The sequence below is a fragment of the Marinococcus sp. LNHM3E3-2.2 genome (assembly GCF_056034385.1).
In genome coordinates, this window is the sequence record NZ_JBQLIC010000002.1 from 209,465 (window position 1) to 229,411 (window position 19,947).

Consider the following 19,947-nt stretch of genomic DNA (forward strand, 5'->3'; position numbering starts at 1 on the left):
GTTGCCCACTATACCACAGTACGAAAGCGTCCAAAACGAATATGATTGAGCAATTTGTGACACGTGCATAATTGCAGTTGAAAACGGCCATCCCTTCTGTATCAGGAATTAAGAGGGGGGACAAAAGTGTGAAAATTTACAAATCATTGAATTTATTCGTCCCGGTTTATTTTTTCTGACAGAAGGAGTATGCTAATGTATGAAAACTGTGCAGGTATTTTCATAATGAATAAACGAATGCTTCTCCGCAGGAGCTTCGCTAATTATCTGAAGAACTACTACAATGAAACCAACACCATATACACTTGTTTACAATATTTTGAGGAGGAATTTTGTTGAGCGATCTTTTCGCATCCATCTATGATCAGGTGAAAAAAGAACATCCTTCCATCGTACTGCCGGAAGGGGACGATGACCGCGTCGTCCAGGCAGCTTCACGTCTCGGGGAAGAAAATGTGCTTACCCCTATTCTTATTGGAGACGAGCAGGAGATAGAGGCCAGGGCACAGAATTTAGGCGTCTCCCTTGAGAACGTTACTGTCTTCAACCCGGAAACGTATGAAAAAATGGACGAGCTTGTAGCTGCATTTGTCTCCCGACGAAAAGGGAAAGAGACAGAGCGGACAGCAAAAGAAAAGCTAAAGGACGTCAATTATTTCGGTACAATGCTTGTATATATGGATTTTGCAGACGGGCTCGTCAGCGGGGCAGCTCACTCTACCGGTGACACCGTGCGTCCGGCGCTTCAAATTATTAAAACAAAACCGGGTATTCAAAAAACGTCCGGCGTATTTATTATGGTGAAAGAGGATCACAAATTCGTGTTCGCGGATTGTGCCATTAATATATCTCCAAGTGCTGAAGAGCTGGCGGAAATTGCGATTTCCACCGCGGAAACGGCAAAATCATTCGATATCGATCCAAAAGTAGCGATGCTCAGCTTCTCTACTAAAGGCTCGGCCGCTTCCATGGAAACGCAGAAGGTGTCCGAAGCGACAAAAACCGCCCAGCAGACCCGGCCGGATCTTGTCATTGACGGGGAATTCCAGTTTGATGCTGCGTTTGTGCCGGCGGTGGCTCAAAAGAAAGCACCGGATTCCCCGCTTCGCGGCGAGGCAAATATATTTATTTTCCCAAGTCTCGAGTCCGGCAACCTTGGCTATAAGATCGCCCAGCGTCTCGGCGGCTATGATGCTATCGGCCCGATTCTTCAGGGCCTGAACAAGCCGGTGAATGACCTATCGAGAGGGTGCAGCATAGACGATGTGTATAAGCTTTCCCTTATTACGGCCAAGCAGGCCATCACCGAACGCGAAGCAGTAGCCAATAAAAAATCATAAATGAAAAAGGCCTTTCGGATAAAAACTCCGAAAGGCCTTTTTTGCTACTGCCGCGTATCGTGCGTCTGCGTCTCCGGTACGGCTATGGTATCAAAGTTGTCTGCGAGCTTTTGCAGCCCGTCCTGCAGCGCGCTGCCGCGGATAGGCATGCCGTGGCCGGTGATTGCAGCGGCTGGCTCGAGTTTGTTTAGTTTTTTAACGGAGCTTTTAGCGGCGACCCAGTCCATTGTTAAATATTTCGGAGGTCCGTGGATTTCGAGCTTTTGCGTTGTAACACGGGAGAGGGACTCCTGTTTTACGGTAACAAAAGCATCACCGACGATAAGGGTACGGTCGTCTTCACGAAACAGCGAGATGTGCCCCGGCGTGTGTCCCGGTGTGTGCATCCATTTCCACTCGCTCAACTCAGGGACAGAGCCGTCGGACGGAAGCGGCTGTACGAAGTCTCCCAGATTGACGGGCTCGGTTGGAAACCGCGGCGACATCTTAGCCACGAGTCCGCGGTCTACAGAGCTGTCCGCCTGTGGATAGGCTTTCTTTCCGGTCAGATAAGGCATCTCCTCCGGATGGGCGTAAACGGGAACGTTCCATTTTTTTACGAGCTCCACTACTGTACCCACATGATCAAAATGACCGTGCGTGAGTATTATGGCGTTTGGTTTATTGTTTGTGCCGTATAAATCCTCGACCGCCTGAATAACTTTATCCGAGGATTTAGGCATGCCGGTATCAACCAGCACCCAGTTGTTGTTGTTATCATGCTGCTCGATAGTACAGAGATTAACGATTTTATTTGTATAAGCGTGTACGCCCCGGGCTACCGTATGCTCTTTGCCGCTTTTCACTGAGGTCATCGGCAGATACTTATCCGCCATTGGATTATACAGCTCTTCGTTCGTTTCTTCGCTCATTATTTTCCTCCTTCAGAAATAAGCATGTATGATACGTATTTCCGTGTCCCGGATAATTAAAACCGGAAAAAGACGGACGCTCCTGTAAGCGCCCGTCTAAAAAAGCTATTATGATTTGGAGGATAATCCTCCGCGAAGATCTTTTTCGATATCCTCGAGACTGCGTCCTTTAGTTTCCGGAATAAACCGCAGTACGAATAAGAAGGCAAGAACGCCCATGAAGGCGAAGATAACGAAAACCCAATTGATCCCTATAGCGCCTAATAGAATAGGGAAGGTTAAGGAAACAATTAAGTTTGCCAGAGATAGTACGAGCGTTGTAATACCAGTAGCTGCACCACGTGCTTTCATTGGGAAAAGCTCCGGCAGCATAACCCAGACGACCGGTCCCCAGGTGGCGGAGAAAAACATAATAAATACGCCAAGGAAGACCACGATCAGCCAGGCTATAGTGGTGGTGAGTTCGACGCTGAACAAAATAATTGAAAGCGACGCGAGACTGGCCACCATCCCAACGTTACCGATTAAAAGAAGCTTTTTCCGGCCAAGCTTATCGATCGTTGCTATTGCGACCAGGGTCATCAGCACGTTTACCGTACCGATACCGACTGTGCCAAGAATTGAAGCGGCATTGCCGAGTCCTGCTTCCGTGAAGATCGTCGGCGCATAATAAATAACGGAGTTAATACCAATCAGCTGCTGAAAGGCAGCTAGCAGACAACCGACCACTAACATTGGGCGCAGCCATTTTGCCTTCAGGAGATCGCCGGTGCCTTCTTCAATGTGCTCAATTTCCTTCATCTGTTTCATTTCATCTTCGATTTCTGACTGATCGCGCGTTAAGCCCATTATGTTCCGGGCTTCCTGTTCGCGGTTACGTTTAATCAGCCAACGCGGGCTCTCCGGCATAAAGATTACGCCGATCATAAGTAGAATCGCCGGCACGGCTGCGAGCCCGACCATCCAACGCCATCCTTCAATTGGAGTGAAGGCGTAGTTGACGATGTAGGCAAGTAAAATACCGAGAGTAATCATCAGCTGGTTTAAAGACGAGAGAGCGCCGCGCTGACTTGTCGGGGCCATTTCCGATAAATACACTGGTACAAGCGCAGTTGAGCCCCCGACTGCAAGGCCGAGAATAATACGGCCGGTAATAAGTACACCTGCGTTTGGAGAAAATGCAAGAGTCAAAGAGCCAATTAAGTAAACGAGAGCGATTACAAATACTACCCGTCTTCGGCCGAACTTATCCGATACATAGCCGCTCAAACCGGCACCAACAATAGCCCCTGCGAGCAGCGAGCTGACGACGACACCCTGCAGGAAGTCCGAAAGAGGAATATCCTGATCAATGAAAATGAGAGCGCCGGATATAACACCGGTTTCATAACCGTACAATAAGCCGCCAAGGGCGCCAAAAAAGTATATCCAGCCCTTGCTTAAGCCGTTAGACATTATATACCCACCTTTAAATTTTTGTCCTGACAGGATTCTTCCACGTTTGAGATTATCCCAAACATTTCCATTCAATAAATTCATAAGAAAACAGCCGTAAACTATACGTGTTTTTGGCTGTTTAAGGTTTTCCTATGAGCGTGGCTGGGTCGCTTTTTTGTTTCTTGCAAGCACCCGGTCGTAGAAATGTGCAAAACGGGACTGTTCGTCCTCTGTAAGCTGATCATCATATACAGAAGCACCCAGGCGTTCTGCTGTCTGCTGGATCCTCCGGTTGATGTCCTGAATGGAAAAAGCGGTGCCGTACAGTTCTTCGAGAGAAGTCATCACAGAGGGAACAACGGCCGGCCAGGTGATCTTTGTGTTTGTCTGGTCGTCAGCGGCACGCTTGTAGAATTCCCGCAAAACTTCTGCGCGGGCAGCGCCGCTCCGGGTGACGGCTAAATAAATCTGCACCGCTACCCCGCCTCTGATCCGCCGCTGTGAAATGCCTGCGAATTTTTTTCCGTCGATGCTTAAATCGTAAGATCCCGGACAGTACGATCCGACAATTTCATAAGCGTCAATGTAACCTGGACTGTCTTCAAATACTTCCTGCATAAATGCCCACATCCATTCATATCCGGCATGAATAGAAGTTCCGCGTTCTTCTTTGAAAATGAGGGACAGATTATAAATTCCCTCATCGAGTACGACAGCAAGACCGCCGGAGTTGCGTACTATAACTTCGTAGCCCTGCTCCCGGAGATATTCAAGTCCCTCGGCCGCACCCGGCAGCCGCGTGTCCTGAATACCAAGGACAACGGTGGGGGCATGAACCCAGGCACGCATAACCGAAGGGGAAGAACCCTCTCCCAGACTCACACAAAAATTATCATCAAAGGCAAAAGATTGCAATGGATCCATATTAATTCCAGTTACCGAATGATCGATCCACCGCCATTTTTTATCCGTAAAAATATCTTTCATTTCCATTTTATGTACCCCGATTCTATTCATTTTCAATTTGACCGGTCTTATTATAACACTGCTATTTCCATGTGAGATATTACACGCTACTAAATAATAGAAGAAACCAGGATTTTTCCTTTCCAAACAAAGTAATGAACAGTATAATTACGGTATCTGCCTGAGAGAGTTTTTAGTGGAGGGGCCCGAAAACAACATAGAGAGAATATTCATAATATTTATATTTGAAAAGGGGGACCTTAACATGAACAAGAAATTGACGATTTGGATTTTAATCGCGCTGGTTGCGGGTGTGATCGCAGGGATCATTTTAAGCTTTGGACCGGACAGCGTCTATAATCCGTTGGATACATACGTGTTATATCCTGTCGGCGAAATTTTCCTTAATTTAATCACAATGCTCGTAGTACCGATTGTGTTCGTTTCGATTACGCTCGGGGCGGCAGCTTTGAATCCGAGAGATCTCGGACGGATTGGCGGCAAGACGATTGCGTTTTACCTCGCCACGACCGCGATTGCCCTGACCATCGGTGTTATTGTCGCTTACGTGCTTCAGCCAGGAGCCGGCGGGGACTTTGATATTCAAAACGCTAGCTACGACGCAGAGGAAGCGCCTTCGATTACAGACACCCTGCTTGGAATTATCCCGGATAACCCGGTACAGGCAATGGCAGAAGCCAATATGCTGCAAATTATTGCTTTTGGTATCTTCATCGGTATTTCTCTCGCCATGCTTGGAAGCAAAGTATCGATGGTAACGAAATTCTTTGAACAGCTGAATGATATCCTTATGTTTTTGGTTACGATTGTAATGTACACAGCTCCGTTCGGCGCGTTTGCATTGATCGCTTCTGCTATTGGAGAAGCGGGACTGGATGGCCTTCAGTCCATTCTCATGTACGCTCTCGCAGTTATTCTTGCTCTTGTGCTGCAGGCGGGTATTGTATATACCCTTGCGATCTCTCTACTCGGCAAGGGCAACCCGCTCACCTTCTTTAAAGAATTCTTCCCGGCGATGGCCGTGGCCTTTAGTTTATCGAGCTCCAGCGGCACGCTGCCGATTTCGATGAGAATGGCCCAGGAACGACTGAAGGTAAGTAAGCCGGTATCGAGCTTCGTACAGCCGCTCGGTTCAACGATTAATATGGATGGTACGGGCATCATGCAGTCCGTGGCAGCGGTATTTATTGCGCAGGCGTACAGTATCGAGCTTTCGTTTACTCAGGTGATTGTTATTATCCTGACGGCGACTCTGGCAAGTATCGGGACTGCCGGTGTTCCGGGCGTCGGGCTGATCATGCTTTCGCTCGTGCTGACCCAGGTCGGACTGCCGGTGGAGGGCATAGCCCTAATTATTGGTATCGACCGCCTGCTGGATATGCTCCGGACTTCCCTGAACGTGACAGGCGACGCAGCGTGTGCGTTCGTCATCGACCGTTCGGAAAAACGAAAACGGGGCGAAGAGATAGAGCATATTGGAAAGTAATGATCTTAAATAGGTACCGGCGGCATATGCTGCCGGTATTTTTTATGGCTGCTTTTTTTGCTAAGCCAGGAAGGAACTTGCTATAATAATAGTATTGAAATATACGATCAGCGGGACCGCTGAAACAGAGACGGAAAGGAACGCAATGACCATGCCGGTTGGGAATAAGAAGCTTCCAGAAGAAAAAGTATTTAAGGATCCGGTCCACCGCTATATTCATATCAGCGATGAACTCATATGGGATCTGGTGGGGACAAAAGAATTTCAACGGCTGCGCCGTGTCCGCCAGCTTGGAACGACGTTTCTGACGTTTCACGGAGCGGAGCATACCCGCTTTAACCATTCCCTGGGCGTGTATGAAATCATGCGCAGGATTATCGAGGTATTTGAAGGCCGGCCGCACTGGAACGGGGATGAAGGGCTGCTTTGCCTGAGTGCGGCTCTTCTCCATGATATCGGCCACGGCCCGTTTTCCCACTCGTTTGAAAAGGTTTTTAATACAGACCATGAAGAATGGACGCGACATATCATTTTAGGTGACACAGAAGTGAATACCGTTCTCCGGCGTATGGGCGGGGATTTTCCTCAACAGGTCGCAGACGTGATAGAAAAAACCCATCCGAATAAACTGATTGTCAGCATGATCAGCAGCCAGATTGATGCGGACCGGATGGATTATCTGCAAAGGGATGCCTTTTACACCGGGGTAAGCTACGGTCATTTTGATATGGAGCGTATACTCCGGGTTATGAGGCCGACAGAGGACCAGGTGGTTATTAAGGCAACCGGCATGCATGCGGTCGAGGACTACATCATGAGCCGGTACCAGATGTACTGGCAGGTGTATTTTCATCCGGTGACGCGGAGCGCGGAAGTGATACTGACAAAGATTTTACAGCGCGTTAAAGACCTTAAAAATGAGGAGTACCCGTTTAAATACCCTCCGGACCATTTTGAAAGCTTTTTTCGCGGTGCCATTACGCTCGAGGATTACCTGGACCTCGATGAGTCGGTCGTCATGTATTATTTTTTAATGTGGCAGAAGGAAGAGGATGCGATACTTCAGGATCTGTGCCGGCGCTTCATGAACAGACGGCTGTTTAAATATGTGGAATTCGACCAGCATTTTATGATGAATGAGTGGCTTCGCCTGCAGCAGCTGTTTGCAGATCTCGGTATAGATCCTGCATATTACCTGGTCGTCGATTCTTCGTCGGATCTGCCGTATGATTTTTACCGGCCCGGCGAGGAAGAGGACCGGGTGCCTATTCATCTTTTGATGCCGGATCGCCGTCTTCGCGAATTATCGAGAGAATCGGATGTAGTAGAGGCGATATCGGGTAAAAAGCGGACCGACCATAAATTATACTACCCATCGGAGATTCTCGAAGAGCCGGGGCAGGAAGACACGAAGCAGCAGATTAAGGACATACTTCATTTAAAATTAGGGAAAGTAGAACGGTGATCCCGCCGTCTTCCGGTGAGGCCGGAAGATACATAAAGACAGCAGCAGAAAGGGAGGGGGAGCGGCATTATGTTACCGGACCACGCCAAGATCATGGCCCTGCTTGAGGATACAAAAGAAGTTATTGGACGAAAAAAACTGCAGAAAATCGTATATATCGGAAAAAAGCTGAACCTTCCATTTCAGGAAAAATACACGTTCCGCATGTACGGACCTTATTCAGAGGAGTTGACGCTCCGTCTCGAGGAACTGTGCGGCCTTGGCCTTATTACAGAATGCAAGGAAACAAAATCCGGCTACTATCAGTACCGGTATGAGCTTTCGGAAGACGGCACGTCGTTTCTGGAAAAGTTTCCGCTCGACTGGCCGTCTGAGCGGGCGAAGCCTGTCCTTCAGAGCCTGAACAGTCAGAGTGCCCGGTTTTTAGAGCTCGTTTCCACGATGCTCTATTTTGACCACCTGTCCAAAGAAGCGGTGGAAGACCGGGTAGCCGAGCTAAAAAAAAGCCAGAATTACCGCCCGGAGGAATTCGAGGAAGGCTGGGAATATATCGAATCGTTGCAGAATCAGTAAGAAAACAGGTACGATAAGAATAAGGAACAATTAAAGGAGGAGCTTTTCCGAATGAGTGAATTCAGTAAAGATAATAATAAAGGCGCTGAAAAGAAACGCGGCAGCCAGTTCAATATTTTAAGCGGGGACGCTACTAAGGGGGACGGCGGCTTTAACGCCGGTGCCCTTAGTCTGGACCATGTGACCCCCGTCTTTATCGACCCGGCAGAAGACGCAGCATTTATTGACATGGGAGCGCTGCACGCCAGATCTGAACCGGAAAAGAGGGTGAAATTCGGCCCCGATAAAAGCAATGTGCCGGATGGCAAGCTGTACTGGCTCGTATGGGTATCGACGGAGCAGGGAGAAAATGGCCCGTTTTACGCTGGTCTTGGCGCCTGCGAAATGCTTGTGGACAAAAAAGCCCGCCGTGCATACAAAAGTATGCCGGAGCATGTAAACAATCTGGATAAAGCAATTAAAGGGCGCATAGCCATTGCGCACATGGATGAGCATTCCCGCTACATTCTGCAGGAATATTTAAAAGCATTTAACCGGAACATGTGGGACAATTCGACCGAAGAGCTGTATGAAGCCTTCCGCGGAGCGGAGGAGCAATAAAAAAACGGGGCGTGCGGGGATATTTCCCGCACGTTTTGTCTGTGAAAAGAGGAGGAACCGCTATGGAAACGTGGTTTACAGAAAAACAAACGGAGCATTTCGGCATCACCGCACGTATTACGAAAACACTGCATTCCGAGCAGACCGATTTCCAGCAGCTCGACGTGGTGGAAACGGCAGAGTTCGGGAATATGCTGCTGCTTGATGGTATGGTGATGACTACAGAAAAGGACGAGTTCGTCTATCATGAAATGATGGCCCACGTGCCGCTTGCAGCACATCCAGAACCGAAGCATGTGCTTGTTGTCGGCGGCGGGGACGGCGGTGTTATCCGGGAAGTACTGAAGCACCCCTCGGTGGAGGCAGCTACGCTTGTGGAAATTGATGGCCAGGTAGTAAAGTATTCAAAAAAATATCTGCCTTCCATTGCCGGGGCGCTTGATGATCCGCGGGTCGATGTGCAGGTAGCCGACGGATTTATGCATATCGCAGAAAGTGAAGCAGCGTATGATGTGATTATGGTGGATTCCACGGAGCCGGTAGGCCCGGCGGTGAAGCTGTTTGAAAAAGGCTTTTACGAAGGTATTCACCGGGCGCTAAAGAAGGATGGCATCTTTGTCGCCCAGACGGATAACCCGTGGTTTCACGCAGACCTGCTTCAGACAGTATACAACGACGTAAAAGAAATATTTACCCATACCGAAGTATATACGGCAAACATTCCGACGTATCCGAGCGGCCTATGGACATTTACTATCGGTTCGAAGGAGTACAGGCCGAAAGAATCGCACCGAAGCCGGGCAGCAGCACTGGATACGCATTACTATACGGCGGATATACACGAGGCTGCATTTGCGCTTCCGGCTTTTGTGCAGCGGGGCCTTGAGCGGGAGGAGAAATGACTATGGATGCCTTTGATCCGGCTTATACAGGAAAGGTATTTATCGGGAGCTCTGCTTCCTATGAGGACAGCAGCGTGGTATTGTACGGCATGCCGATGGACTGGACGGTCAGCTTCCGTCCGGGCTCCCGTTTTGGCCCGAACCGGATTCGGGAGACCTCTATCGGTCTCGAGGAATACAGTCCCTATCTGGACAAGCATCTGGAGGACTATTCGTATCACGATGCCGGGGATATGGTGCTTCCATTCGGAAATCCGGTCAAAAGCGTAGAGATTATCCAGGAGACGGCGGCGCATCTGTTTGCGGATGGCAAATTCCCTCTGGGGATAGGGGGAGAGCATCTTGTGACCTGGCCGATTATGCAGGCGGCCTGCGCGCATGATCCTTCTGTCGCCTTTATTCATATCGATGCGCACACGGACCTGCGCGAAGATTATGAGGGAGAGCCATTATCCCACGCTACCCCGGTACGGAAAATCTGCGAAAAAATAGGACCGGAAAATGTGTATTCCTACGGAGTGCGCTCCGGTGAAAAGGAAGAGTTCAACTATGCCCGCACGTCCGGCATGCACTTCTCCCCGTTTGAAGTAGCAGAGCCGCTGCAGCGGGATCTAAAAGAGCTGCAGGGACGCTCGGTGTATGTATCGATTGATATCGATGTTTTAGATCCGGCGTACGCGCCGGGTACAGGTACGGCGGAAGCCGGCGGCATAACGTCAAAGGAGCTGCTGGAAGCCATTCACGCAATTGCCGCTTCGGAGGTTAATGTAATCGGAGCCGATATTGTGGAAATTTCACCGCCATACGACAGCGGGGATCAGACTGCGATTGCGGCCGGAAAATGTATTCGGGAGATGCTTCTCGGCTGGACAAAATAGAAGCTGAGACCATTAAAAAGGCCGGAAAGCCTCTTAAGGTTTTCCGGCCTTTTATTTACGTCAGACGAACGGGAAGCTCTGTGAGGCCGCGCATGAGTATGCCGGGCCGCCATTCCAGGTCATCAGACGCTATGTCCAGCTGCAGCTCCGGGAAACGTTCAAGCAGCGTATTCACGGCGACTTCCGCTTCAACTCTGGCAAGCGGGGCCCCGAGACAGAAATGAATGCCTTTGCCAAAAGCAAGATGTTTGCTGTGGCCGCGGGTGATGTCGAAAACATCGGGGTCTTCAAATGCTTCCGGATCACGATTGGCCGCATCAAGCGCGACAAGTACATGGTCTCCCCTGTTGATCGTTTTTCCCTGAAGCTCGAGTGTTTCAGAGGCCCAGCGGTCGGTGCTGAATTCAACCGGTCCCTCAAAACGAAGCATTTCTTCAATGGCCGGGCGGATGAGGTCCGGCTGCTGCTGTAACGTGCGCATCTGCTCCGGGTGAGTCATCAAAGCGAACAGGCCGTTTGCAATGAGGTTTACCGTCGTTTCATGACCGGCGATAATCAGCAGGGAAACGACTCCGTATAGCTCCTGCTCGGATAAACGATCGCCTGCTTCTTCTGCCTGGATGAGCTTACTCACCATGTCATCCTCCGGCTGCTCCCGCCTGGTGGCTATCCAATCCCTGAGGTAGGCGGTGAATTCCTCCGTGTGCTGCTGAATTTTTTCAGCTTTTCCCGGGTCGTTGGAGGCTTCGACGAGGGTGTTGGACCAGGTACGGAATTTATCCCTGTCCTCGCTCGGCACCCCGAGCATTTCGCAGATAACAATGATAGGAAGCGGAAAAGCGAAGTCATCGATAATATCAATTCGGGAGCGGTTCTGCATGTCATCAATCAGCTCATTTGCAATTTCTGTAATTCTGTCCCGCAGCTCTTCGATCATTTTTGGTGTAAATGCCTGCTGAACGAGTCCGCGCAGCCTTTTATGATCCGGGGGATCCGCAAAAAGCATATTTTGGGAAAAAATATTTTTCTGTGCTTCGGCGCGTTCTTCTTCATTTAAAAACACAGTGAAATCCTTAATGAAGCGATTATCCTTCAGTACCGCGACAGCGTCCTCGTAACGGGTAACGATCCAGGCGTAATGACCGTCGGGCATTAAGGCCTGATGTACTGGGTCATGCTGCTGGAGAGAGTGAAAGGCGGGATACGGGTTCTGGTTAAAGGCATGAGTGAATAAGCCGGCTTCTTTACTGTGGAAATCGCTCTTCATTTTGATCGGCTCCTTTATAGTAGGTTTGGGGAGGAAGTACCCGTGCATTTAAAGAAACGGGGGACAGGTTAATGATATTCCCGTTTTTTCGAAAGCGTCATCATTGTTGTTTAAAGAAGAAACAATTAGAATGTAGAAAAATCCATCCTTTGCGGAGGTATAGCAAAATATGATCTATCATGAATGGAATCGTAAATGGAATGAACTTGAATGCCACCGTCTATACCGCAACGATGATTTAGAAAAGGATAAACAAGGATATATTGCGTGGGAACGGGAGCTGCCGTTTTTTAAAAGCTACCGCAGTCGTGCGTTTTATGTTGCTGATATGTCCCGTTATATTGAGCATTGGGCTGCCGACGAAGAAAGAAAAGCGAGAGCAATCACGCGTCGTTTTCCGGAAAAATTCCGGGAGCAGAAGGAGGAAGCCGACCGTCTCATCCAGGCGGACTACCGGCTGCTGCTTTACCGTCGTCTGTATGAGGGAAGAGTGCCTTACGTTTTAATGTCTCCAAGACAGATGGAAGTGTGGCTGCAGAAGGAAGAGGCATTTCAGCTGCAGCTGACAACGCTGAGTGCCGAAGAGGGCCCGCTTCAAAGCCTTTCTTTTTTGAAAAAACAGATGGGAAACAAAAATTATCGTAAATGGTTTGCCCAGCGCCGAAAAGAATGGGAAAAAATAAAGAAGCAGGACGCCATGGACCTGCTTTCTTTATCTCCGTACCGGTGGCGCCAGCGGGAAGAAAAGAAAATATAACCCCCGGGCAGCGGTCTGTTTAAATATACGGAGCGACTGCTTTGCGGTGGGTGTGAACGTCCACACTGCTGCCGGAAACGATGAGAACAGTGGGGCCGTTAACGGATATGAGTCCATCTAAAAGAGCGCCGGCGCCGACAGCGGCTGCCCCCTCGACCACCATTTTATGCTTATCGTATAAAAACGCCATGCCACGGGCGATCGTGTCTTCATGCAGCCGGAGGCGCTGGTCGGCATAGCGCTGAACCATGGAAAAAGTGTATTGATTTTCGAGTCCGATACCTCCGAGCAGGCTGTCAGCAAGTGTCGGGGCCTCCGGTACGATAGTCGGCTTGCCGATATTCAGGCTCTCATCCATAGCAGCTCCTTCCCGGAGGGACAAACCGCTCAGCTCAAGATCAGGAATTTGTTCCTTCAGAGCAAGACCGAGGCCGGACAGCAGGCCCCCACCGGACAAACCGGTGAGCACGTGCTTCACGGAGGGTAGATGCTCGATGATTTCGAGCCCCATCGTTGCCTGCCCGGCGATGACAGAGGGGTGGTCAAAGGGAGGGATAAGAGTCAGCCCCTCCTCTTCGACGAGCCGGGCGCTGACTTCTCCGGCTTCATCCTGGCCGCTGCCTTCCACATGCAGCTCAGCGCCGCTTGCTTTGAGTGCCTCGACTTTATTTGCAGGTACGTTTTCTGAGACACATACGACGGAGCGGATGCCGAGACTGGCTGCTGCTGTCGCTACAGCGAAACCGTGATTGCCGGTGGAAAATGTGACTACGCCCTGGGCACGCTGCTCCGGAGTCAGAGAACGAATCATGTTAGTCGCTCCCCGGAGCTTGAAGGAGCCGGTGACGTGCATTTGCTCGAGCTTTAAGTACACGGGATGGCCGGCAATATTTGTCAGAGGCTGGGAAAAAAGGAGCGGTGTTTCCGGAAGTACCGGACGTAATCGCTGTCTTGCTTCCCAGGCATGCTGAAGTGTTAACATAGAATCATCTCCTGCTGCAGCAAAATTTATAATTATACTTATTTAAACATAAGCGGAGAAGCGAAAACAATACGGTCTGGTGGACGTTTGCCAGGTTGCGGATAGGGAACACCCAAATAGAAGTGTACGCAGAAAGGATGAATGAGTGTGAGAGTTGGTTTTATTGGAACAGGGATTATGGGTTCAAACATGGTAAAAAATTTAATGGATGCCGGGGAAAAGGTTACGATTTATAACCGGACTAAGCAAAAAGCACAGCACCTGCTCGACGCAGGAGCTGGGTGGCGGGAAACGCCGAGAGAGCTGGTTTCCAAGGTGGATGTCGTATTCACGATGCTGTCGAACCCTGAAGCAGTTGAGGAAATCGCGAACAGCGTGGACGGCCTGTTTGCCGGTGAAACAAGCCGGAAAATCTGGGTGGATATGAGTACCGTTAATCCCGGCTTTACCAGGCAGATGGCCAAAACCGCAAAAATGAAGGAAATGCGCCTGGTGGATGCACCGGTATCCGGATCTAAAGGGCCCGCTGAAAAGGGAGAGCTGGTGTTTCTGGCCGGCGGCCGTGAGGAGGACGTACAGAAGGTACAGCCGCTTCTCGAAATTATGGGTAAAAATGTTCATTACATGGGAGGCACTGGAAGCGGATCTGCAATGAAAATGTCCGTCAACTTAACGCTGATGCATGCCATGACGAGCTTATCAGAAGGCCTGCACGCAGCAGAAGGACTGGGACTTGATAAAGAGCAGGCGCTTGATGTGCTGCTTCAGGTGCCGACGACGGCTCCTGCTGTGGCTGGAAAGCGTGACATGCTTCTGAGCGGCAGCTACGAAACCCAGTTTCCATTGAAGCATGCCTACAAGGATTTACATTTGCTTGAGGAATCAGCGTACCAGGCAGGAATTTCCCTGCCGGTCACCGGCTCCGTCCGGGAAGCGTATGCGCTGGCAAAGCAGTACGGTATGGGTGATGAAGACTTTGCGGCGGTGTATAAGCTGCTGGCAAAAGGGAGCGAATAAAAAATCCCCGGCAGGCCTGAAAAAACGGCCTGCCGGGGATTTTTGCTATTTAGCGGGAGCGCTGCTCTGCTGTTCTTCGTTTGCCTGACGGGTCATTTCCTTTTCTTCTTTCGGTGAGCTTAAGAAAAGGGAAAGAATCAGGGCGACAAAGGCAAGAGCCGTGCTTCCCATAAAGGCCCATTCAAACCCGGCTACCTGAGCGAGCTGGGGAGCCGCTTCTGCGGAGGTCGAGGCGTCCGGCTGATACTGCTGGGCACCTAAGGCGACAAAGGTAACCAAGAGGGCCGTACCGATAGAAGCGGAAATCTGCTGCAGCGTATTCGCCATTGCCGAGCCGTGGGCGTACCATTTCATCGGCAGCTGGTTTAAAGCTGATGTCATAACCGGCATCAGTGCGCAGGCGAGGCCGAACATGCGGATGGCATATACGATAGTTAAATACGTAAACGATGTTTCAAGCGAAAGGTTCGTAAACATAAAGGTCGTGATGGTCACAATGGAAAGCCCGGTAATGGCAAGCCATTTTGCACCGAAGGCGTCAAACAGGCGTCCGGTAATCGGCGACATAATCCCAATCACAATGGCGCCCGGTAAAAGCATCAAGCCAGATTCCAACGGTGTAAAGCCCAACACATTCTGCATGAACAGCGGCAGAAGCGTTTCTGCTCCTATTAATGAAATCAATACCGCCATAGTGATACCGATGGCGAGACTGAATATCTTAAATTTAAATACGCGGAATTCGAGCATCGGCGATTTCAGCGTAAACTGACGCCAGACGAATAATCCGATAATCAGGGCCCCGACAATTACGGCGGTAAGAACGACCGGGCTGCCCCAGCCGCTTTCGGAAGCTGTCCCGAAGCCATACAAAAAGGAGCCGAAGCCAAAGGAAGAAAGAATGATGGACAATACATCAATCTTCGGACTGCCCAGTTCGGTCACGTTTTTCAGGAAGACTGCCCCGGTAATAATTGTCAGTGCTACGATTGGAAGCACGGTAATAAACAGGGCTCTCCACGGAAAGTGCTCGAGTAGAAAACCGGAGAGCGTCGGGCCGATAGCCGGCCCAAACGAAATAACGATCCCGATCATGCCCATCGCTGTGCCGCGGCGCTCCACGGGAATAATGGCCAGAAGCACTGTCATTAAAAGAGGAAGCATAATGCCGGAGCCGGATGCCTGGATAACACGTGCAAAAAGAAGCACCGGAAACGAAGGAGCAATGGCAGCGATAGCGGTACCGGCACCGAATAAGCTGATAGCGGTCAAAAATAATCCTCTGGTAGTAAAGCGTTCAATTAAAAAGGCAGAGATTGGAATCATAATGCCGTTTGTCATTAAGAAGGCCGTCGTCAGCCATTGAACGGTCCCCTGGGTGACTCCGAGTGCGTCCTGAATGGAGGGCAGGGCAGTAGCGAGCAGTGTTTCGTTAATAATTCCCATAAAAGCACCAAGCAGCAGGGCAGTAATCATAGCTGCCTTCTGCCTGGTGGGAATGTCCCAAGATGAAGAACTCATAGTACGTGTTTCTCTCCTTTCCATGCGCTCCATTTTGCACTCAGCTTCTGTGTGTGCGTATGGAGATCCGCGTGGTGCTGCAGCTGATGCAGTAAAGCATCGATCAAAAATTCCCTCGGTATTTCTGACTTGAACTCTTCGTGAATCATTTCAGTTGTCTGGAGTGTCTTTTCAGGCAGTTCGCCCTGCGTGTGCCGGGCTTTTACAAATAAAAGCAGTGCTTCGGATTCGCAGCGGATGCTTTCCATGCCCTGCACGGGCTCTTCTCCTCCGGCCCATTCTCTCGGAAGCTGGGGATGGAGATCACTGTCATCTTTAACGATGGAATGAATCCTCTCTACGATGAATGCCGATAGCTGGTTCAACGGGAGAGCGGAAACATGCCAGGTCATAAGGGTTAAATAGGAGTGCATGATCCCTTCGAGAATGACAGCAAGATCACTGACGTAAGGGTGCACCCGGGGGCCGAAGGCTTCCAGTAGTGATTGTTCATGCCATTCCTGAAAAAAGCGGCGCATACGGTTTAAGTAGTTGGAAATTTTGTTTTCCGTATGAGGGGGGAACTCCGTGAATAGCATCTGAAAAAGTGGACGGTACTCCGTGAATTTCTCCAGCTCGATGCGTACTTTACCCTCGAGCCGCTTGAGCTCAGGCTCATGCTGCTTTCCCTGATAGTTTTCGGCTTCATAAAGCATATTTTCATGCACTTTGCGGAGCAGCTCTAAAAGCATCGTTTCTTTGGAATCAAAATGCTTATAAAAGCCGCCTTTGGATATGCCGCAGGCCGCTGTAATGTGCTGGATGGAAGTCGAGTGGAAGCCCTGCTTCACAAACAGCTGGAGTGCTGCTTCCAAAAGCTCATCCTTACGCTCTGTCATGCAGCTTTCGACCCCCTTTTTGACTCTGTGGTTACTTTTGGTGAACGTTTAGTCACAAAGAGTATCGTAGCATTTGCCATGTAGAGAATCAAGTAATGGGCTTAGAGATTTTAACACAAAAAACCTGCCGGCAGCCCGGCAGGCTTATGTATCTAAATAATCAACACCCCGCTCTGTGAGCTTTTTTGTACCATGGCGCAGATGGAGATAGACGATCAGGAGCGCAATTCCGGCGGCAGACAGAAGTCCCCCGGCTCCCAGCAGGCTGATCCATTGCCACGGGGCTGTATTCCATAAGGGAAGAAAAGCCGGCTCCGGACCGTGCCATTTTGAGTGCAGGGACAGACCGGCACTTAAAAGCATCCAGGCGGGGACGAAAAAAAGCAGAAGGTACAGAACGTTGAGAAAAAAGGATACCACTCCTGTATCGAACCGCACCCGCTTTTGCGGGTTTTTTTCATTGTATGTTCCGCCGGCGGCCCCGGCCCAGACACCTGAAGCAGCGGCAACAGCTGTGAGGGAAAGTGTCAGGACAAGCCCGGCGAAAAACAGTACGATGCTCCATCCAAAGAGCAGAAAGGTAATCAGTTCAAGAGCTATAAGTGCTACCCCTGTCATAACCCAGTGAGCCAGAAATTTTCCGAGGACAATCTGCCGGGGTGTTATAGGGAGCGCCCGCAGCATCCATCGGGACTCGCCCTCTCTTCCAAATGCGGCCGCAGCAAACTGCTGCAGACCAAGCAGAATAGCTGGACCGAGCATAACGTGCACACTGCTCCAGGCGGAGGCGGGGTTTGTCCAGGGCGAAGCAAGCGCCGAGTCGCTGCCAAAGAAATTGATGAACATTAAAATAAGAATAAGGGCAAACGTGAAGCAGGTGGTCCATTCTTTAGGATTTCGCTGCACAGCCCGCCATTCCTTAAAGGCAATAGCATGGGGGACAGGGCGGGCGGCCCCGGGCCTGGTCGATTTGGTTTTGTTTCCCACGGGCTCGGCGGCCCGCTGCCAGGAGGAAAAATAGTGTTTTTCCACGAACCACAGGGAAGCGAGGCTTATAACCGCCAAAGCTCCGAGGGAGGCAGCCGTATAAATGACTCCTGCGCCTTCCCCGTGAAAAGAAGCGAAAAGAGCGGCTGCCACCGGCTGCGTGGGCAGCCATACGGGAGCTGCTTCAATGGTAAGGGATGTTTTACCGTTTTGCATAATAATGTTTGGCATCTGCGCAGCCAGAACAAACAGGGCTACAGATATGAAGCTGATTACAGTAGTCAGCTGCTGGACACGCTGGGCCGGCAGAATATAAACCAGAAACAGATTCAATAGAAACGCGAGGCCTGCTCCAAAAACAGACAGGCCGAAAAACAAAAGAGCAGCGGCCGGATAAAACAGTAGGTGGGCTCCGGAAACGACTCCGATAATAATGCTGAGCCCGGTTAACAATAAAAAGGAAAGCAGGGGGAATCCGGCCCATCCGGTGAAAAACTGCATGGCAAACAGATGCCTTGAGCGGATGGGAAGAGTGAATAAAAACTCAATATCCTTGGAGCCGAACAACAATTGAAAGGTGCGCGGCATGGTCACGAAAGTGATGACGGCCATGATGCTCAGCAGCAGGTAAACGATGACCGCATGTAAGCTTTCCGGAGAAAAAACGTCCCCGGCCGCAGCCATGCCGAGACCAAAGGGAACCATAATGAACAGGGCCAGGGCTGTCAGAGTGATGTATAATACTTTTCGCCCGGACGGCAGAGACTCGTACTGATGGCGCAGCGTTTTTTTCTGATAATACCAGAGCGTTTGTATCACGGAACCTCTCCTTCAGGGCCTTCGGTTTCGTGCTGCTCTGTCATGCGGAGAAAGACATCCTCCAGAGAGCCTTCGGCGTGACCGGCATGCTCCTGTTTAAGCGCCTCTGGAGTGCCCGTCTGCAGAAGCATCCCCTGGTGAATGATCCCAACCCGGTCACAGAGCTGATCAGCAACGTCGAGCATATGAGTAGAGAAAAAAACGGCAGTGCCGTCTGCTGCGGTTTCGCGCAGAATAGCCCGAAGGTCGCGCGAGCTCTTCGGATCGAGCCCGACCGTAGGTTCGTCCAGAAAAATAACAGACGGCTGATGAATCAGGGCTCCGGTTAAAGCTATTTTCTGCTTCATGCCATGTGAATATGTCTCCATTAACCTGCCGGCGCTTTCTGTTAAATCAAACCGGTGCAGGAGCCTCTCTGCATGTTCTATCCATATGTTTTTGTCGAGTTTAAATACAGAAGCAATAAACTGAAGAAATTCCCATCCTGTGAGCTTTGGATAGATATCTGGTTTATCGGGCAGATAAGCAAGCTGCTGCTTTGCTTCGAGCGCCTGACTTATAATCGATTTACCATGAATGTATCCATCCCCGCTACTCGGTTCAAGCAATCCGGCGAGCATCCGCATCGTCGTTGTTTTACCGGCCCCGTTTGGTCCGAGAAAGCCGAATATTTCATGAGCGTGGACCTCGAAACTCAATGGGTGTACAGCAGTGGCCCCCTTAAATTGTTTTGTCAGCTGGCTTACTTCTACTGCGGGATAATCATGCATGTCGGGCCCTCCTTTGTATGATATGCTGTGGGAAAGATGAAAAGACATGTTCATCATAAATGATATAGAAAATAATGGAAATGATAAAAGAGCGTACCGTGTAAGGAGGCAGAGGGCTGAAATGACCTACGAAGAACTGGCGGATAGACTGGACCGCACGTCTGACGGTGAAATGATTGGTTTTTTGATGGTGCCAAAAGCGCACCGGAAGCAACAGAAAAAAGTGAACAGCTATTTAAAGGAACGCTACGCTGCATCTGATTCCGCTTCCCTAAAAGATATCGTGGAGCAATTTTGTGAAGAAAACCTGGAACCGGGGGAAAGCCGGGAAATTGAATTTTATCCAACGGAAAAATTAACATAGCTAAAC

19 protein-coding genes are annotated in these 19,947 nt (G+C 50.1%); 10 read left to right on the forward strand and 9 right to left on the reverse strand.

The window, feature by feature from the left end; genetic code table 11:
- The first annotated feature begins 335 nt into the window (after positions 1 to 335).
- Positions 336 to 1,340 carry a phosphate acetyltransferase gene (pta, locus tag ACTRXF_RS03630; protein ID WP_474277805.1) on the forward strand — a complete coding sequence of 335 codons (1,005 nt, stop codon included), beginning with the start codon at positions 336 to 338 and terminating at the stop codon, positions 1,338 to 1,340.
- Between the two features lie 44 nt (positions 1,341 to 1,384).
- Here the strand turns inward: pta and ACTRXF_RS03635 are convergent, their stop codons facing one another.
- The 3 genes from ACTRXF_RS03635 to ACTRXF_RS03645 form a co-directional block, all read right to left on the reverse strand.
- Positions 1,385 to 2,251 (reverse strand): MBL fold metallo-hydrolase, encoded by an 867-nt coding sequence (locus ACTRXF_RS03635; RefSeq protein WP_474277807.1) that lies wholly within the window; start codon positions 2,249 to 2,251, stop codon positions 1,385 to 1,387.
- A gap of 108 nt (positions 2,252 to 2,359) precedes the next feature.
- Positions 2,360 to 3,706 carry a sugar porter family MFS transporter gene (locus tag ACTRXF_RS03640; protein ID WP_474277809.1) on the reverse strand — a complete coding sequence of 449 codons (1,347 nt, stop codon included), beginning with the start codon at positions 3,704 to 3,706 and terminating at the stop codon, positions 2,360 to 2,362.
- Positions 3,707 to 3,838: 132 nt separating this feature from the next.
- The gene (locus tag ACTRXF_RS03645) at positions 3,839 to 4,681 is read right to left on the reverse strand and encodes a lipoate--protein ligase family protein (RefSeq protein WP_474277811.1); all 843 of its coding nucleotides are present in this window, start codon (positions 4,679 to 4,681) and stop codon (positions 3,839 to 3,841) included.
- Positions 4,682 to 4,919: 238 nt separating this feature from the next.
- Here ACTRXF_RS03645 and ACTRXF_RS03650 point away from each other — a divergent pair, with 238 nt between their 5' ends.
- The 6 genes from ACTRXF_RS03650 (at position 4,920) to speB (ending at position 10,579) form a co-directional block, all read left to right on the forward strand.
- A complete protein-coding gene (locus ACTRXF_RS03650) occupies positions 4,920 to 6,161 on the forward strand; it encodes a dicarboxylate/amino acid:cation symporter (RefSeq protein WP_474277813.1) in 1,242 nt (413 codons plus the stop codon).
- A gap of 151 nt (positions 6,162 to 6,312) precedes the next feature.
- Positions 6,313 to 7,626: an HD domain-containing protein gene (locus ACTRXF_RS03655; RefSeq protein ID WP_474277815.1), complete on the forward strand. Its 1,314-nt coding sequence runs from the start codon at positions 6,313 to 6,315 to the stop codon at positions 7,624 to 7,626.
- Between the two features lie 69 nt (positions 7,627 to 7,695).
- Complete coding sequence (locus ACTRXF_RS03660) at positions 7,696 to 8,199, forward strand: YwgA family protein (protein ID WP_474261320.1); 504 nt, start codon at positions 7,696 to 7,698, stop codon at positions 8,197 to 8,199.
- Positions 8,200 to 8,250: 51 nt separating this feature from the next.
- Entirely contained in the window at positions 8,251 to 8,799 is a 549-nt protein-coding gene (locus tag ACTRXF_RS03665) for a YwhD family protein (RefSeq protein WP_474277817.1), read from the forward strand.
- A 62-nt stretch (positions 8,800 to 8,861) separates the two neighbouring features.
- Positions 8,862 to 9,701 (forward strand): polyamine aminopropyltransferase, encoded by an 840-nt coding sequence (speE, locus tag ACTRXF_RS03670; RefSeq protein WP_474277819.1) that lies wholly within the window; start codon positions 8,862 to 8,864, stop codon positions 9,699 to 9,701.
- Between the two features lie 2 nt (positions 9,702 to 9,703).
- A complete protein-coding gene (gene speB / locus ACTRXF_RS03675; protein ID WP_474277821.1) occupies positions 9,704 to 10,579 on the forward strand; it encodes an agmatinase in 876 nt (291 codons plus the stop codon).
- A gap of 55 nt (positions 10,580 to 10,634) precedes the next feature.
- Here the strand turns inward: speB and ACTRXF_RS03680 are convergent, their stop codons facing one another.
- Positions 10,635 to 11,846, reverse strand: coding sequence for a cytochrome P450 family protein (locus tag ACTRXF_RS03680; protein ID WP_474277823.1), 1,212 nt, complete (start codon positions 11,844 to 11,846; stop codon positions 10,635 to 10,637).
- 169 nt (positions 11,847 to 12,015) lie between these two features.
- On the opposite strand from ACTRXF_RS03680, the gene ACTRXF_RS03685 reads away from it, so the two are divergent.
- On the forward strand, positions 12,016 to 12,603 hold the full coding sequence (locus ACTRXF_RS03685; protein WP_474277825.1) for a hypothetical protein: 588 nt from the start codon (positions 12,016 to 12,018) through the stop codon (positions 12,601 to 12,603).
- A gap of 19 nt (positions 12,604 to 12,622) precedes the next feature.
- Here the strand turns inward: ACTRXF_RS03685 and eutB are convergent, their stop codons facing one another.
- Positions 12,623 to 13,585, reverse strand: a complete 963-nt coding sequence (gene eutB / locus ACTRXF_RS03690) for a hydroxyectoine utilization dehydratase EutB (RefSeq protein ID WP_474277827.1) — start codon at positions 13,583 to 13,585, stop codon at positions 12,623 to 12,625.
- Between the two features lie 147 nt (positions 13,586 to 13,732).
- Here eutB and ACTRXF_RS03695 point away from each other — a divergent pair, with 147 nt between their 5' ends.
- Positions 13,733 to 14,602 carry an NAD(P)-dependent oxidoreductase gene (locus ACTRXF_RS03695; RefSeq protein WP_474261328.1) on the forward strand — a complete coding sequence of 290 codons (870 nt, stop codon included), beginning with the start codon at positions 13,733 to 13,735 and terminating at the stop codon, positions 14,600 to 14,602.
- A 45-nt stretch (positions 14,603 to 14,647) separates the two neighbouring features.
- On the opposite strand, the gene ACTRXF_RS03700 is transcribed toward ACTRXF_RS03695, so the two are convergent.
- The 4 genes from ACTRXF_RS03700 to ACTRXF_RS03715 all read right to left on the reverse strand — a co-directional run bounded on the left by ACTRXF_RS03700 (position 14,648) and on the right by ACTRXF_RS03715 (position 19,577).
- On the reverse strand, positions 14,648 to 16,123 hold the full coding sequence (locus ACTRXF_RS03700; RefSeq protein ID WP_474261329.1) for an MDR family MFS transporter: 1,476 nt from the start codon (positions 16,121 to 16,123) through the stop codon (positions 14,648 to 14,650).
- Positions 16,120 to 17,001, reverse strand: a complete 882-nt coding sequence (locus ACTRXF_RS03705; protein ID WP_474277829.1) for a TetR/AcrR family transcriptional regulator — start codon at positions 16,999 to 17,001, stop codon at positions 16,120 to 16,122. Before ACTRXF_RS03705 ends, ACTRXF_RS03700 begins: the two co-directional genes overlap by 4 nt.
- Before the next feature lie 144 nt (positions 17,002 to 17,145).
- Positions 17,146 to 18,807, reverse strand: a complete 1,662-nt coding sequence (locus tag ACTRXF_RS03710; RefSeq protein ID WP_474277831.1) for a putative ABC transporter permease subunit — start codon at positions 18,805 to 18,807, stop codon at positions 17,146 to 17,148.
- Positions 18,804 to 19,577: an ABC transporter ATP-binding protein gene (locus ACTRXF_RS03715; protein WP_474261332.1), complete on the reverse strand. Its 774-nt coding sequence runs from the start codon at positions 19,575 to 19,577 to the stop codon at positions 18,804 to 18,806. The genes ACTRXF_RS03710 and ACTRXF_RS03715 overlap by 4 nt, the downstream gene beginning before the upstream one ends.
- 121 nt (positions 19,578 to 19,698) lie before the next feature.
- On the opposite strand from ACTRXF_RS03715, the gene ACTRXF_RS03720 reads away from it, so the two are divergent.
- Positions 19,699 to 19,941 (forward strand): hypothetical protein, encoded by a 243-nt coding sequence (locus ACTRXF_RS03720; RefSeq protein WP_474261333.1) that lies wholly within the window; start codon positions 19,699 to 19,701, stop codon positions 19,939 to 19,941.
- Positions 19,942 to 19,947: the final 6 nt, after the last annotated feature.

Coding starts and splice junctions, on each gene's coding strand:
- ACTRXF_RS03635 (WP_474277807.1), bottom strand. CDS start 2,251: ATGAGCGAAGAAACGAACGAAGAGCTGTATAATCCAATGGCGGATAAG.
- ACTRXF_RS03650 (WP_474277813.1), top strand. CDS start 4,920: ATGAACAAGAAATTGACGATTTGGATTTTAATCGCGCTGGTTGCGGGT.
- speB (WP_474277821.1), top strand. CDS start 9,704: ATGGATGCCTTTGATCCGGCTTATACAGGAAAGGTATTTATCGGGAGC.
- ACTRXF_RS03720 (WP_474261333.1), top strand. CDS start 19,699: ATGACCTACGAAGAACTGGCGGATAGACTGGACCGCACGTCTGACGGT.
- ACTRXF_RS03665 (WP_474277817.1), top strand. CDS start 8,251: ATGAGTGAATTCAGTAAAGATAATAATAAAGGCGCTGAAAAGAAACGC.
- eutB (WP_474277827.1), bottom strand. CDS start 13,585: ATGTTAACACTTCAGCATGCCTGGGAAGCAAGACAGCGATTACGTCCG.
- ACTRXF_RS03655 (WP_474277815.1), top strand. CDS start 6,313: ATGCCGGTTGGGAATAAGAAGCTTCCAGAAGAAAAAGTATTTAAGGAT.
- ACTRXF_RS03645 (WP_474277811.1), bottom strand. CDS start 4,681: ATGGAAATGAAAGATATTTTTACGGATAAAAAATGGCGGTGGATCGAT.
- ACTRXF_RS03660 (WP_474261320.1), top strand. CDS start 7,696: ATGTTACCGGACCACGCCAAGATCATGGCCCTGCTTGAGGATACAAAA.
- ACTRXF_RS03705 (WP_474277829.1), bottom strand. CDS start 17,001: ATGACAGAGCGTAAGGATGAGCTTTTGGAAGCAGCACTCCAGCTGTTT.
- ACTRXF_RS03640 (WP_474277809.1), bottom strand. CDS start 3,706: ATGTCTAACGGCTTAAGCAAGGGCTGGATATACTTTTTTGGCGCCCTT.
- speE (WP_474277819.1), top strand. CDS start 8,862: ATGGAAACGTGGTTTACAGAAAAACAAACGGAGCATTTCGGCATCACC.
- ACTRXF_RS03680 (WP_474277823.1), bottom strand. CDS start 11,846: ATGAAGAGCGATTTCCACAGTAAAGAAGCCGGCTTATTCACTCATGCC.
- ACTRXF_RS03685 (WP_474277825.1), top strand. CDS start 12,016: ATGATCTATCATGAATGGAATCGTAAATGGAATGAACTTGAATGCCAC.
- ACTRXF_RS03715 (WP_474261332.1), bottom strand. CDS start 19,577: ATGCATGATTATCCCGCAGTAGAAGTAAGCCAGCTGACAAAACAATTT.
- ACTRXF_RS03700 (WP_474261329.1), bottom strand. CDS start 16,123: ATGAGTTCTTCATCTTGGGACATTCCCACCAGGCAGAAGGCAGCTATG.